The 13,230-nt window shown below is 65.5% G+C and carries 13 protein-coding genes; 7 read left to right on the top strand and 6 right to left on the bottom strand.

Going from position 1 to position 13,230, the window contains the following annotated elements; translation table 11 throughout:
• Positions 1-137: 137 nt before the first annotated feature.
• From dcp to bioD, 3 genes are all read right to left on the bottom strand, one after another.
• Positions 138-2,336 (bottom strand): peptidyl-dipeptidase Dcp, encoded by a 2,199-nt coding sequence (gene dcp, locus DK366_RS00875; protein ID WP_109123627.1) that lies wholly within the window; start codon positions 2,334-2,336, stop codon positions 138-140.
• Between the two features lie 174 nt (positions 2,337-2,510).
• A complete protein-coding gene (locus DK366_RS00870; protein WP_109123898.1) occupies positions 2,511-2,855 on the bottom strand; it encodes a hypothetical protein in 345 nt (114 codons plus the stop codon).
• Between the two features lie 53 nt (positions 2,856-2,908).
• The gene (gene bioD, locus DK366_RS00865) at positions 2,909-3,580 is read right to left on the bottom strand and encodes a dethiobiotin synthase (protein WP_109123626.1); all 672 of its coding nucleotides are present in this window, start codon (positions 3,578-3,580) and stop codon (positions 2,909-2,911) included.
• A gap of 125 nt (positions 3,581-3,705) precedes the next feature.
• Between bioD and DK366_RS00860 the strand changes: the two genes are divergently transcribed.
• Positions 3,706-4,200 carry a GAF domain-containing protein gene (locus DK366_RS00860; RefSeq protein WP_109123625.1) on the top strand — a complete coding sequence of 165 codons (495 nt, stop codon included), beginning with the start codon at positions 3,706-3,708 and terminating at the stop codon, positions 4,198-4,200.
• Positions 4,201-4,206: 6 nt separating this feature from the next.
• On the opposite strand, the gene DK366_RS00855 is transcribed toward DK366_RS00860, so the two are convergent.
• Both DK366_RS00855 and yihA read right to left on the bottom strand, forming a co-directional pair.
• Positions 4,207-4,800 carry a class I SAM-dependent methyltransferase gene (locus DK366_RS00855; RefSeq protein ID WP_109123624.1) on the bottom strand — a complete coding sequence of 198 codons (594 nt, stop codon included), beginning with the start codon at positions 4,798-4,800 and terminating at the stop codon, positions 4,207-4,209.
• A 60-nt stretch (positions 4,801-4,860) separates the two neighbouring features.
• Positions 4,861-5,496, bottom strand: a complete 636-nt coding sequence (gene yihA / locus DK366_RS00850; protein WP_109123623.1) for a ribosome biogenesis GTP-binding protein YihA/YsxC — start codon at positions 5,494-5,496, stop codon at positions 4,861-4,863.
• 110 nt (positions 5,497-5,606) lie between these two features.
• Between yihA and DK366_RS00845 the strand changes: the two genes are divergently transcribed.
• From DK366_RS00845 to DK366_RS00820, 5 genes are all read left to right on the top strand, one after another.
• Positions 5,607-6,410: a c-type cytochrome gene (locus tag DK366_RS00845; protein WP_109123622.1), complete on the top strand. Its 804-nt coding sequence runs from the start codon at positions 5,607-5,609 to the stop codon at positions 6,408-6,410.
• Between the two features lie 69 nt (positions 6,411-6,479).
• Positions 6,480-7,340: a thiol:disulfide interchange protein DsbA/DsbL gene (locus tag DK366_RS00835; RefSeq protein ID WP_198651374.1), complete on the top strand. Its 861-nt coding sequence runs from the start codon at positions 6,480-6,482 to the stop codon at positions 7,338-7,340.
• Positions 7,341-7,384: 44 nt separating this feature from the next.
• Positions 7,385-8,041, top strand: coding sequence for a thiol:disulfide interchange protein DsbA/DsbL (locus DK366_RS00830; protein WP_109123620.1), 657 nt, complete (start codon positions 7,385-7,387; stop codon positions 8,039-8,041).
• Between the two features lie 111 nt (positions 8,042-8,152).
• Positions 8,153-8,968: an endonuclease/exonuclease/phosphatase family protein gene (locus DK366_RS00825; protein WP_109123619.1), complete on the top strand. Its 816-nt coding sequence runs from the start codon at positions 8,153-8,155 to the stop codon at positions 8,966-8,968.
• Positions 8,965-9,399 carry a hypothetical protein gene (locus DK366_RS00820; protein WP_109123618.1) on the top strand — a complete coding sequence of 145 codons (435 nt, stop codon included), beginning with the start codon at positions 8,965-8,967 and terminating at the stop codon, positions 9,397-9,399. Before DK366_RS00825 ends, DK366_RS00820 begins: the two co-directional genes overlap by 4 nt.
• Here the strand turns inward: DK366_RS00820 and DK366_RS00815 are convergent.
• The gene (locus DK366_RS00815) at positions 9,298-10,917 is read right to left on the bottom strand and encodes a glycoside hydrolase family 17 (RefSeq protein WP_109123617.1); all 1,620 of its coding nucleotides are present in this window, start codon (positions 10,915-10,917) and stop codon (positions 9,298-9,300) included. The two genes, DK366_RS00820 and DK366_RS00815, sit on opposite strands and share 102 nt — an antisense overlap.
• Before the next feature lie 229 nt (positions 10,918-11,146).
• Between DK366_RS00815 and DK366_RS00810 the strand changes: the two genes are divergently transcribed.
• A complete protein-coding gene (locus tag DK366_RS00810) occupies positions 11,147-13,225 on the top strand; it encodes a transglycosylase SLT domain-containing protein (RefSeq protein WP_109123616.1) in 2,079 nt (692 codons plus the stop codon).
• Positions 13,226-13,230 lie beyond the last annotated feature (5 nt).

Below are 13,230 nucleotides of genomic sequence, written 5' to 3'. Positions count from 1 at the left end.
CGACTGCACCAGCCCGTCGTTGGAACACATGGCGCTGCACGGTCTCAACTTCAAGTTCGCCTGCCGACAGCAGCCTGGCGGGCGACATAAAAAAAGGGCCGGCAATGCCGGCCCTTTTTCCTGTCTGCGCAGAAGACTTACTTCTTCTGCGAGCCTTCCTTCAGGCCACGGTTCAGCAGCATCGGTTCGATGCTCGGGTCCTTGCCGCGCCAGTTCTTGTACATGGTGGCCAGGTCCTGCGTATTGCCCTGCGAGAGGATCATCGCGCGGAAGCGATCACCGTTTTCGCGGGTCAGGCCGCCCTTGTCGACGAAGCCCTGGAAGGCGTCGTCAGCCAGCATTTCCGTCCACAGGTAGGCGTAGTAACCGGCGGCGTAGCCGTTACCCCAGATGTGCTGGAAGTAGCTGGAGCGATAGCGCGGCGGCACGTAGCTCAGGTTGATCTTGGCCTTGGTGAGCGCGTCCATCTCGAACTTGTCCGGGTCCTGCTTCGGCGCATCGGCCGACAGGCTGTGCCAGCTCATGTCGAGCAGGGCGGCGCCGACCAGTTCGGTCATGTCGTAGCCCTTGTTGAAGGTCTTGGACTTCTTGATCTTCTCGACCAGTTCGGCCGGCATCGGCTCGCCGGTCTTGTAGTTCTTCGCGTAGTTGGCGAAGACCTTCGGATCGGTCGCCCAGTGCTCGTTGAACTGCGACGGGAATTCCACGAAGTCGCGCGCGGTGGCGGCGCCCGACAGGCTCGGATACTGCGTGTCGGCAAAGATGCCGTGCAGGCCGTGGCCGAACTCGTGGAACATGGTGATCACGTCGTCGAACGACAGCAGCGCCGGCTGGCCCGGAGCGGGCTTGGTGAAGTTGGCCACGTTGAAGATCACCGGCTTGGTGCCCATGAGCTTGGACTGGTCGACCAGGTTGCTCATCCACGCGCCGCCGTTCTTGTTGTCGCGCTTGAAGTAGTCGCAATAGAACAGCGCCATGGAGGTGCCGTCCTTGTCGAACACTTCGAACACGCGCACGTCAGGCTGCCAGACGGGGATGTCCTTGCGCTCCTTGAAGGTCAGGCCGTAGAGCTGGTTGGCGGCGTAGAACACGCCGTTCTGCAGCACGTTGTCCAGTTCGAAGTATGGCTTGATCTGCGATTCGTCGAGATCGTACTTGGCCTTGCGCACCTGCTCGGAGTAGTGCTCCCAGTCCCATGCCTCGACCTTGAAGCCGCCCTTCTGCTGGTCGATCACGTCCTGGATGTCCTTGGCCTCGCGGGCAGCGCGCGCGGTGGCGGCCGGTGCCAGCTTGTCCATGAAGCCGATCGCCGCTTCCGGCGTCTTGGCCATCTGGTCTTCCAGCTTCCACGCACCGTAGTTCGGGTAGCCGAGCAGCTTGGCCTGCTGTGCGCGGATCTGTGCGATGCGGGCGATCAGGTCGCGCGTGTCGTTGGCGTCGCCCTTCTCGGCGCGATCCCACGACGACTTGAACAGCTCTTCGCGCACGGCGCGGTCGTTCAGGCCTTCCAGTGCCGGCTGCTGCGTGGTGTTCTGCAGCGGGATCACCCACTTGCCATCGAGCTTGCGGGCCTTGGCGGCTTCCACGGCGGCAGCGACATCACCGTCGGAAAGACCATCGAGCTTGGCCTTGTCGTCCACCACCAGCGCGCCGGCCTTGGTGGCAGCGAGCAGCTTGTTGGTGAACTGCGTGCTGAGCGAGGACTCTTCCTTGTTGAGGTCCTTCAGCTTGGCCTTGTCGGCGGCCGACAGCTTGGCGCCGCCGTGCACGAAGTTCTTGTAGGTCACTTCGACCAGGCGCTTGGATTCCGGATCGAGCTTGAGCGAATCGCGCTGGTTGTAGATCGTCTCGATGCGCGCGAACAGCTTCTCGTTCATCACGATGGCGTCCTGGTGCTCGGCGAACTTCGGCGCTTCTTCTTCCTGCAGCTTCTGCAACTCGTCGTCGGTGTTGGCACCGCTGACGGCGTCGAACGCGTGCATCACGCGGCTCAGCAGCTGGCCCGACTTTTCCATCGGGATGAAGGTGTTCTCGAAGGTCGGCGCTTCCGGGTTGTCGGCGATCTTGTTGATCTCGTCCAGATGCTCCTTCATGCCCTGCTCGAAGGCCGGCTTGTAGTCGGCATCGGTGATCTTGTCGAACGGCGGCGCCTGGAACGGCAGCGTGCTCGGCTGCAGGAACGGGTTGACGGCATTGGCCTGGGGCGCAGCGGCCGTGGAGGCCGGAGCCGGCGCGGTGCTGGACGGCGCGGGCGCGGCGGCCTGCTCGTTCGACTGCTGCGAGCAGGCGGCGAGCGCAATGGACGTGGCTATGACAAGCGTGCGGAGACGAAGCATCGGGGTTCCCCATGGAAACGTGACAAACGGACCCTGAGACTACCCATACGCAGGCGAGAGTGCCAAGGGCTGGAAGTACTGGGCCCTCAGGCTATACCCGCGGGTTTTGCGCGGGTGCAGCATGAGGCGACGCCTGTCGCGCTCGGGGTGCGCTGCCTCCAGGGAACGGTGGCGTCAGGCCTTGCGCATGTCGCGCAATTGCCAGCTGTTGCCGATCAACAGGTTCAGCCGCTGCCGCACGATGCTCATGGGCAGGTCGGTGATCAGGTCCATGTCCGTACGCAGGTCGTCCACGCGCGCACTGGCCGTGGCCTGCGGATCGACCACGCCCAGCGAAGGATCGACGTCGTCCGGTTCGTCCTGCATGGCGCGCCAGCGTTCGAACAGGTCGGGATTGCGCATGGCGTCCTGCACCGCAGCAGCAAGATCGTTCGGACCGGCGCCGTTGTAGCTCAGCGTGGGGACAGGGCCGCGCGCATGCGCGAGGTCGGCGATGGAGAGGTAGTAATGGCTGCGCATGACCGTGATTTCCTGCTGGCGATACGCACATCCAAGCACGCATCGCGTGAATGTCATTCCAAGAGCAGCGTGAGATCGAGGTGAGCCGCTGCCTCGTGCGGCGGCACGCCGTGCGGAAGAATGCCAAGGCACGGCGCGGGCAACTGGTGTCGCAGGGTTTCGATGTTCTCTTCCACCGCGGCCATGTCCGGATCGATGCGATTGCCGATCCAGCCCACCAGGCGGCAACCATCGGTGGCGATGGCACGCGCCGAGAGCAGCGCATGGTTGATGCAGCCCAGCCGAAGGCCGACCACCAGCACCACCGGCAACTGCCACTGACGTGCAATGTCCGACGCGAGCAGGCTGCGTGACAAGGGCACCAGCCAGCCACCCACGCCTTCCACCAGCACGTCGTCATGCATGCCGCGCAATCGCTCGAAAGCCTCATAGAGCGGAGCGAGGCGGATTTCCACGCCCTCGTGCGCCGCCGCCAGATGCGGCGACAGCGGTTCGCGCAGTGCCATGGGATTGATCCACTCGTACGGCATCGGCGCACTGCTGGCCGCCTGCAGCGCCAGCGCGTCGTCGTTGCGCAGGCCTTCGGGCGTTTCCACGCAACCACTGGCTACGGGCTTCATGCCGCACGCGTGATTGCCACGTCCGCGCAAGAAGTGCAGCAGCGTGCACGTGGCATGGGTTTTCCCGATACCGGTATCGGTACCGGCGATGAACAGTGTCGACATGGGCCATCCCCTGTTGGCGGCATCCCGGCGGCGCCTTGCAGGCGCATAATACGGCCTTTGCGGTCGCCGGCCCTTCCCCACCGCCACCCACGGCGGAGCCGGCCACGCTCCAGAGGATGCCATCCATGTATGAAGTGAAGACGCAGGCCTACGCCAGCAAGCGCGAACAGTACGACGACCTGTGCGAACAGGCGCGTGGCCTGCTGGAAGGCGAGCCGGACACGATCGCCAACGCCGCGAATTTCGCCGCGCTGGTCTATCACAGCCTGCCGGATTTCAACTGGAGCGGGTTCTATCTCTACGACGGCACGGAGCTGGTCGTGGGACCGTTCCAGGGCAAGCCCGCCTGCATCCGCATCGCCCTCGGTCGCGGCGTGTGCGGCACGGCGGCGCAGACACGCCAGACGCAAGTGGTGCGCGACGTGCACGAATTCGACGGACACATCGCCTGCGATGCCGCCTCGCAATCGGAAATCGTGGTGCCGCTGGTGCGTGCCGACGGCAGCCTGTTTGGCGTGTGGGACGTGGACAGCCCCTCCGTCGCGCGCTTCGACGACGAAGACCGCGCCGGCATGGAGGCGCTGTGCGCCGTGTTCATGGCAGCCGTCGACAAGCGCTGAAGCAGCTTAAGTGCGACGTGCCACGATGCGTCGCACGCGTTTTCCCGAGGACTGGTTGAGCGTGTCGACGTCCAGCAGGATGTCGACGCCGCGAAGGCCGTCCTCGACCAGCCGCGCGTCGAATGACGCATACAGCCGGCCATGGCTGTCGCGTTCGGACAGCGTGTCGGACGCCACGCGCCAGCTCAGGTAGAGCACGCCGCCAGGTATCAGCAGGTCCAGCAATCGGCGACATGCTGCCGTGATCTGCCCGCCAGGCAGATGCATGATCACCGTCTCGCACAGGACGTTGTCGAAAGCGCCATTCGCCACGCCGTCGAGTTCCGGCAACGCCGCAGGGTGGAACGCATAGTTTGGATACGCGGTGCGCGCTTCGGCCAGCAAGCCTGGCGAGGCGTCATAACCCACGGCGGCAAAACCGTGCCCGTTCAACCAGTGCACATCGCGCCCCGCACCGCAGCCGATGTCAGCCGTGCGGCCACCGGGCACGAAGAAGCGTTCCAGCAACGCGTACATGTCGACGGGTGCTGGCTGGCTGCGCCACTCGGCGGCGAACGCGGCCGCCGCGTCGTCATAGGCATGGATGGTCGTGCGATCCACGGACGTCTCCCGGTGGTGCGTTGCGCCGAACGGGCCGGGAGGCGGAATCGTCCGCCGGCCTTACTGCCGCGGCGTGTTGAGCAGGGTCATCACCATGTTCCGCGCTTCTTCCACGCCGGTCGCTGCCTGCGAGGAAAACACCTGCACGGTGGCCTGCGTGCTGCTGGCCACCAGCTCCTTGCGCAACGCGGCCAACGCCTGCGCCGCCTGCCCCCGCGACAATTTGTCCGCCTTGGTCAGCAACACGTGGCAAGGCAGGTGCGTGGCGAAGCAGAACTCCAGCATCATCCGGTCGAATTCCTTCAGCGGATGGCGGATATCGGCGATCAGCACGATGCCGCGCAGGCTTTCGCGGCGATGCAGGTAGGCGTCGATTTCGCTCTTCCAGTGCGCGCGCAATTCCTCGGGCACCTTGGCGTAGCCATAGCCGGGTAGGTCAATGAGCCGCGCCTGCAACGGCGCCTGGCCCTCGCCCTGGGGCAGCGGCGGCAGCGAAAATGCCACCATCTGCTGCGTTCGTCCCGGTGTCTTCGAAGTGCGCGCAAGACCGCGATGCGCGGTCAACGTGTTGAGCGCGCTCGACTTGCCGGCATTGGAGCGACCAGCAAACGCCACCTCCGCGCCGGTGTCGGTCGGAAGCTGTGAAATTCGGTGGGCAGCCAGTACGAACTGGGCGCCTTGCAATGGATTGGACATGGTTTGACCGGCTATGGTGGCGCAGAGATAATCCGGTAGTTTCTGCCAGTTGCGGACGTGCTGGCCAGCGCGGACCGTGCAGCCATAGCAGTTTTTCGGGAGACAAGTGTATGAGTTTTCGGCCCGCCGGTTTCCGGCCCGCTGTAGTTCGTTATGCCGTAGTCCTCGCCGTTGCGCTTTCTTCCGGCGCGGTTTTCGCCCAGGAGGCCAAGAGCCCCGCCCCTGCGACCACCGCCGCCAAACCTGCTTCCGCCGCCCCGGCGCCCGCCGCCGCAGCTCCTGCCGCCACTGAACAGGCCGCCAAGCCGGCTGAGGCCACCGCCGCCGTCAAGCCGGGCGACGCCACCGCTGGCCAGGGCAAGGCCGCCGTCTGCGGCGCCTGCCACGGCATGGACGGCAACTCCACCGATCCGCAGTACCCCAAGCTGGCTGGCCAGAGCGAGGCGTACATCGCCCACCAGCTCGAGAACTTCAAGTCCGGCAAGCGCCAGAACCCGATCATGCTGGGCATGGCCGCGCCGCTGTCCGAACAGGACATGCATGACATTGGCGCTTATTTCGCCAGCAAGTCGGCGCTGCCGGGCGTTGCCGACCAGGCGCTGGTCGAGCGCGGCGAGCAGCTCTATCGCCAGGGCGACACCACGAAGGGCGTGCCGGCCTGCATGGCGTGCCACAGCATCGATGGCCGCGGCAATCCGGGTGCCATGTACCCGCAGCTCACCAGCCAGCATGCGCAATACATCGAAGCCACGCTCAAGGCATGGCACGACGGCACGGTCTGGGGCGAGGACGCCCATGCGCAGATCATGCCGGGCATCGCCAAGAAGCTGGACGAGAAGGACATCGCCGCCGTGGCCAGTTACGTCGAAGGCTTGCACGCCGCCGAAGGCGCAGGCACTTCTGCCGCCAAGTAATGTCTTTGGATACGCCGGCCGCGGGCCGGCGTGTTCGCTCCGAGTCCAGTTGAGTATTTGAGGATCCCCATGAAGCGTCTGTCGTTCCTGTGCACCGCCCTGCTCGCGCTTGCCGCCTGCAGCAACAACAACGACAACGCCAGCCAGGCTCCTCAGCCGGCGCCCGCGCCTGCCGCCACCGCTCCGGCCGCGCAGCCGACGCCGGCTTCCACGGCCGCTGCGCCGGCTGCAGCTGCCACGGCCGCCCCGGCCGCTGCCAGCACCACCGCGCAGGCTCCCGCCGCTCCCGCCGCACCGGCCACGCCGTTCGTGGACGATGGCAAGTGGGTGGAAGGCAAGCAGTACTTCCGCATCGAACCGGCGCAGGCCAAGGTCAGCAATACCGACAAGATCGAAGTAGCCGAGGTATTCTCCTACGGCTGCCCGGCCTGCAACGCGTTTCACCCCACCATGAACAAGCTGGTGCAGGAACTGCCGGCCGACGCCGCCGTCGCCTACCTGCCGGCCGCCTTCATGCCGCAGGAAAACTGGCCGATGCTGCAGCGTGCGTTCCTGACCGCGCAGGCGCTGGGCGTGGCCGACAAGGCCAACGACGCCATGTACGACGCCGTGTGGAAGTCGCAGGAACTGACCGCCATGCAGGGCAACAACCTCAAGCCCATGTCGGCACTGCCCACCATCGACGACGCCGCCAAGGTGTACGCCAAGTTCGGCGCCGATCCGAAGGAATTCGTGGCCGTGGCCAACTCCTTCGCCATCAACACCAAGGTCAAGCGCTCCGATGACCTGATGAAGGCCTATGGCGTGGAAGAGACGCCGACCATCGTGGTCAACGGCAAGTACCGTTTCACCGCACGTTCGGCAGGCGGCTACGAGCAGGCTGTCGAACTCGCGAAGTGGCTGGTGGCCAAGGAAGCAGCCGGCAAGTAAGCCGCTCCCCACGCCATCACACGCCACCCGACGAGTCCCATTCCATGTTCAAGCGTTTTGCTTCCTTTCGTGCCTTCGGCCTGATCGCCGGCCTGATGCTGGCCAGTGCCTGCACAGCCACCGACACCGGCAACGCCGCGCCGTACACCGATGGCAACGAGTACGTGACGCTGCCGGCCCCCAACCATCGCCTCAGCAATGACGGCAAGGTGGAAGTGGTCGAAGTGTTCTCCTATGGCTGCATCCATTGCGCGCACTTCGCGCCCGTCGCTGACCAGATGCGCAAGCAGCTGCCGGCGGGCGTGAAGTTCAAGCTGCTGCCGGCTGCCTTCAACGACCAGTGGGTGCCGTTCGCGCGCGCCTACTACGCCGCCGAGAAGCTGGGCGCCGTGGAGCAGACGCACCTGGCGCTGTTCAAGGCCAAGTTCGAAGATCACTACCCGATCTCCACGCTCGATGAGCTCGCCGATTTCTACGCCGCACACGGCGTGAAGCGCGACGACTTCATGCGCATCGCCAGCTCCGACGAGGTGACCCAGCAGATCCGCAAGGATGCACAGCTGGTGCAGGCCTGGCAGGTGGATGGCACGCCGACGCTGGTGATTGACGGCAAGTACCGCACGGCCAATGTGAAGACGCTGGACGAGCTGGCCGCTGTCACGCAGTGGCTGGCCAAGCGCGAACTGGCCGGCGGCAAGTAAGCCCCGGCGGGCGCAGGAACTTTCCCGGCGTTCACAACTGACCGGGCATCCTCTCGGGATACGCCGCCGCGATGGCGGCGTTCACCCTTTTGCGACTAACCTGCCCGCCCGATGAATCGCGCAGAAACCCCTTCCCCCGCTCCTGCTGCCACCGAGCGCCGCCTGCGACTGCTGAGCTGCAACATCCTCGCGGGTGCCAGCGTGCAGCGTTACAGCGAGTACGTCACCCGCAGCATCAACGCGGTGCTGCCTGGCCGCAGCAAGCTGGACAACCTTGATCGCCTCGCCGAGGTGCTGCCGCAGTTCGACGTGATCGGACTGCAGGAAGCCGATGCCGGCAGCCTGCGCTCGGGTTTTCTCAACCAGACACGCTACCTCGCCGAAGCGGCGGGCATGCCGTTCTGGAGCCATCAGCCCAATCGCCCGATGGCCAGGCTGGCGCATTCGGCCAACGGGCTGATCAGCCGACTGGAACCCAGCAGCGTGCTCGACTACCCGCTGCCCAGCCGCATTCCCGGCCGCGGCGCATTGCTCGCGCGCTTCGGTGAAGGCGCGGACGCGCTGGCGGTGATGATTGCCCATCTCTCGCTGAGTGCACCGGCGCGCGCCAAGCAACTCGGCTTCATCGCCGAAGTGCTGCAGGACTATCCGCACGCGGTGTTGATGGGCGATCTCAACACCGAAATCCGCAGCGCGGAAATGAAGCACCTGTTTTCCAGATCGAGCCTCGTTCCGCCCGACCAGTCCACGCCCACGTTTCCGAGCTGGAAGCCGCGCCGCGCACTGGACCACATCCTGACGTCCGAGAAACTCCAGGTCGACAAGGTGTGGGCGCTGCCGCAAGCTTTCTCCGACCACCTGCCGATAGCGGCCGAGATTCGTCTTCCGAGCCATATCGCCCCACGCCCTGCCCGCATGCGCCGATGAAACGAGCACTTTCCCTGACCCTTCCCTGGCTGTCGCTGATCCTGATCGGCGCAGCGGTTTGCGTGCTGCGTTATGGCCTGGTCGAATCGGCCGACGTCGCGCACGCGTGCGACACCGCCAAGAGCATGGCCTGCGATGTGCGGCACACCGTGGTGCTGGGCTTCATCCTTGCACCCATCTTCGGCTATCAGATGGGCATCTACGGTTGGGTGGCCCTGGCCGCTGCCGCCTTGGCGCTGTTCCGCAAGCACCCGTTCACCGCGTGGCTTTCGGCGGCGACGGGCGTGGTGGCGCTGGTGCTGTATTGCTTCGCGCCGGGCGCATTCGCCTTACTGGTGGGCTGCCTGCGCCTGGTGCGCGTACAGTCGATGCGCACGACGCCACTCGATCATCACCGAGCCGGCGGACGCGAAGCTCACGCCCAGCCATAGCCACGTCGACGGGTTGAGCCCTGCCTCTTGTGCCACCACCACGGCGGCGAGCAGCGGCAACACCCAGGCCATGAAGCGTTCCTCGATGATGGGGACCACGCAGTGGTCACGCGTTTCCAGCAACGATGCCAGCAGGAAACCCAGCGCCGGCGGCCAGAACAGGCCGAGCGGGAAGTCGCGATAGCGGCCGTCGAAGACCATCAGCAAACCGTAGAACGCCAGGCCGAACATCCAGCCAAAACGCAGGCGGCGATCCGGCAGCTGCAACGCCGCGCCGGCCAGGCGTGCCGCCACGCGACGCGCAAGGTAAAGCGCGGTGAGTGTTGCGATGACGCACAGCAGGATGGTGAAAATCCATTCCGCCTCGTTGCGGCAATCGAAGATCATGCGGCGGCCCTGCCACGCGATCGACGTGCCCGTACCAAAGCCGGCGAGTGCCAGCGCCAGGCGACTGCGCGTGTTGGCCAGATCGCGACGCCAGAAACCCAGCAGCGAAAACAGCACCAGGCCCGCCGCACCGGCATACCAGCCGTTGATCCAGTTCGGCTCTTCGACCACCGGGCCCTGCATGCTGAACTTGGGGCGCGCGTTGACGTCGAAGATGCCCCAGTAACCGCCCACCGTGCCTTCCTGCGCACGCTTCCACGGTTGAGCGAAGGCTTCAATCACGTTGTACGGCATGTCCACGCTGCCGGCGTACCGCAGGAACTCGCGCAGGTAGCGCGCTTCGTTCACCAGGCTCGCGCTGGCCTGGCGACGCGGGCGACCTTCGCTGGGCCAGCCGGTTTCGCCGATCATCACCGCGCGGCCGGGAAAGCTCTCTTTCACGTGGGCATACACATTCGCGACGTGCTTGATCGCGTACTCCGGCGCCACCGGTTCGTCTTCCCAGTACGGCAGGATGTGGATGGTGATGTAGTCAACAGCGTCGGCCATCTGCGGATAACGCAGCCAGAATTCCCATACGTCGGCATAGGTCACCGGCACATGCGTATCGCGTATCGCGTCGCGCACCTGCGTGAGGTAACCCGTGATGGCCTTGGGCGACTGCTCGCCACGCAGCAGTACTTCATTGCCTACGATCACGCCGCGCAGTACGTCCGGATGCGCTTTCGCCGTGGCAATGCCCATCGCCACTTCGCGATCGTTCAAATCCTTGTCGCGCCCCAGCCAGATGCCCATGAGCACCTTCATGCCGTATTTCTGCGCGATGCCCGGCACCGCGTTGAGACCGAAACTTTGCGAGTACGTGCGGACGCAATCGAATCGTTCGGACAGGGCCTTCAGATCCGCGTCGATGCGCTCGGGGCTGACGAACGCATGCGGATCGAGCGGTGTTTCGCCGGGCTTGCGGAACGGTGCGTACGACACGCAGGCGATGCGCGCGCTGGGCGCATCCTCCAGCGGCACCGGACGTCCGATCTGCCACCACCACTGCGCGCCCCACAGCGCTGCCAGGACGAGCACCAGCCATGCAACAGGCACAATGCGGGAAGATGGCGAAGACGTTGGCGACATGCGCTTCCTGGGAGCGTGGCTCGGGGCGCCGGATGCGGCGCTCATGGGTTGCCGATTCTAACAGGCGCGCCTCGGCAGGCAGGTCGCCTTCGGCATGCGCGGATTCGGCTCGCATGAGGTTTCACGTCACGCTCAGCGGGGATTGGCCAGACTGCCCAGTCCCGCGCAGCGCGCCGCCCCCGCGGAGCCGCGAACAATCACTGCGTCGGTATTGGCACAAGGAGTAGTCATGTCCCTGCATGCAGCACCGCGGCGCATCGCCCGACGCTTGCTCATCATGGTCGCCGGCCTGTGGCTGGCCGGCGCGGCCGTTGCCGCCGAACCCACGGAAGCGCAACGCACTGCGTTCAAGCAAGCCTATGCAGCGGCACTGCAAGGCGGTGATGGCTGGCGTTCGCTGGCGAGTGGGCTGCAGGACTACCCCCTGTATCCCTATCTGGAAGCGACCGCGCTGACGCACGACATCCGCCAGGTTCAGCGGCCGCAAGTGGAGGACTACCTCAAGCGCTATCCGGGCCTGCTGTCCGCCAGCGATCTGCGCCGCGACTTTCTCACCGAACTGGCACGTCGTCAGGACTGGGACAACTTCCTTGCGATGTATCAGCCCGGGCTTGGTGATGCCCTCACCTGCAACGCGTTGCAGGCACAGCTGAGCAAGGGCGCGCAGCTCGATTTCGATCGCGACCTCGCCGCGCTGTGGGCCAAGCCCAAGCTGCCGGGCGCATGTGATCCCGTGCTGGGTGCAGCGCACGACCAGGGCCTGCTTACCGAAGCGCGCCTGTGGGACCGCATCGATCGCGCAGCCGACGCCGGCCAGCCCGGCACCATCAATGCCATGGCCGGATGGCTGCCGGCCGATCAAGGCGAATCCGCACGACGCATCGCGTCGGCATTGAGCGATCCGGGTGCGGCCGTGGTCGCGGCCAACCAGTGGCCTGATTCGCCGCGCAGCCGGCAGGCTGCCACGCTGGCGCTGGAGAAGCTTGCACGGCGGCAGTCCGTGACCGCCGATATCGCCTGGCAGAAGCTGCAGGATCGCTTCGCGTTCACGCCCGAACAGCGCAACCGCGTGATGTACGCGCTGGCGCTGTTCCACGCCACCGACTACGACTCCAGCGCACTTGCGCGCCTTATCGCCCTGCCGCCCTCCGTGCAGACGGATACCAGCCGCGAATGGCGCGTGCGTGCCGCCCTTGCGCAGCAGGACTGGAATGCGGTGCTCGCAGCCATCAATGCCATGCCCGCCACGCAACAGCAGGATGGCGAGTGGCGCTGGTTCCGCGCGCGTGCGCTTGCGGAAACCGGGCACGCCGCCGATGCGCAGCAGGTACTCACCAGCCTCGCCAGCGAGCCCACTTTCTTCGGGTTTCTCGCCGCCGATCGCATCAACGCGCCATATGGCATCTGCCAGATCACGCTGAAGGGCAACCCGCAGCGTGAAAACGCGCTGCTCGCCAACCAGGGTTTGTTGCGCGCGTTCGAACTCTACGCCGTGGGCCTGCCGAAACAGGCACGCCGCGAATGGACGCAAGCGCTGGATGGTGCCGATGCGGAAACCATGAAGCTGGCCGTAGACCTGGCTTATCGCCGCGGCTGGTACGACCGCGCGGTGTTCACCTTCAACACCGGTGATGCGTTGCGTTACTACGAGCAGCGTTTTCCGCTCGCCAGCCAGGATGGCGTGGTGCCGCAGGCGGAAGAAGCCGGTATCGATCCTTCCTGGGCCTACGCCATTCTTCGCGCGGAAAGCGCATGGATGACCGACGCGCGTTCCGGTGCGGATGCGCGCGGCCTGATGCAGCTGCTGCCGTCCACCGCCGCACTGGTGGCCAAGCGCAACGGCGTGACGTGGACGGGTGGCGATTCGCTGTATGACCCGATCACCAACATCATCCTTGGCACGCGCTATCTCGCGCAGATGGCCAACCGCTTCAACGGCGCACCCTGGCTGGCCAGCGCGGCCTACAACGCCGGCCCGGGCAAAGTGGACCAATGGCTGGAAGCACGCGGCTCACTGCCGCCGGACCTGTTCGTCGCCACCATTCCGTACAAGGAAACCCGCGAATACGTGGCGCGCGTGATGTCCTTCGCCGTGATCTACGACTGGCGCCAGCACGGCAATGCGGTAACGCTGTCGCAGCGCCTGACGCCCATCGGACAGACCTATACGCTGCCCGACAGCCGCAGCGAACGTAAGCTGGTGACATGCCCGGCGGTAACGACACCGGCGCCTGCCGAAGGTGCCACCGCCGCGCCGGCCAGCAGTGTCGCGACGCCGGCCACGGCGGGTAGCGCCAGCGCACGTTGAAGGAA

The sequence above is a fragment of the Dyella sp. C11 genome (genome assembly GCF_003121485.1).
Taxonomy (GTDB): Bacteria; Pseudomonadota; Gammaproteobacteria; order Xanthomonadales; family Rhodanobacteraceae; genus Dyella.
The sequence above is the reverse complement of the archived record's forward strand: the minus strand, read 5'-3'. Positions and strand labels throughout refer to the sequence as shown.

Excerpts from the sequence above, each read along its gene's own strand:
- dcp (WP_109123627.1), bottom strand. The coding sequence starts at position 2,336 with ATGCTTCGTCTCCGCACGCTTGTCATAGCCACGTCCATTGCGCTCGCC.
- DK366_RS00870 (WP_109123898.1), bottom strand. The coding sequence starts at position 2,855 with ATGCGCAGCCATTACTACCTCTCCATCGCCGACCTCGCGCATGCGCGC.
- bioD (WP_109123626.1), bottom strand. The coding sequence starts at position 3,580 with ATGTCGACACTGTTCATCGCCGGTACCGATACCGGTATCGGGAAAACC.
- DK366_RS00860 (WP_109123625.1), top strand. The coding sequence starts at position 3,706 with ATGTATGAAGTGAAGACGCAGGCCTACGCCAGCAAGCGCGAACAGTAC.
- yihA (WP_109123623.1), bottom strand. The coding sequence starts at position 5,496 with ATGTCCAATCCATTGCAAGGCGCCCAGTTCGTACTGGCTGCCCACCGA.
- DK366_RS00845 (WP_109123622.1), top strand. The coding sequence starts at position 5,607 with ATGAGTTTTCGGCCCGCCGGTTTCCGGCCCGCTGTAGTTCGTTATGCC.
- DK366_RS00835 (WP_198651374.1), top strand. The coding sequence starts at position 6,480 with ATGAAGCGTCTGTCGTTCCTGTGCACCGCCCTGCTCGCGCTTGCCGCC.
- DK366_RS00830 (WP_109123620.1), top strand. The coding sequence starts at position 7,385 with ATGTTCAAGCGTTTTGCTTCCTTTCGTGCCTTCGGCCTGATCGCCGGC.
- DK366_RS00825 (WP_109123619.1), top strand. The coding sequence starts at position 8,153 with ATGAATCGCGCAGAAACCCCTTCCCCCGCTCCTGCTGCCACCGAGCGC.
- DK366_RS00820 (WP_109123618.1), top strand. The coding sequence starts at position 8,965 with ATGAAACGAGCACTTTCCCTGACCCTTCCCTGGCTGTCGCTGATCCTG.
- DK366_RS00815 (WP_109123617.1), bottom strand. The coding sequence starts at position 10,917 with ATGTCGCCAACGTCTTCGCCATCTTCCCGCATTGTGCCTGTTGCATGG.
- DK366_RS00810 (WP_109123616.1), top strand. The coding sequence starts at position 11,147 with ATGTCCCTGCATGCAGCACCGCGGCGCATCGCCCGACGCTTGCTCATC.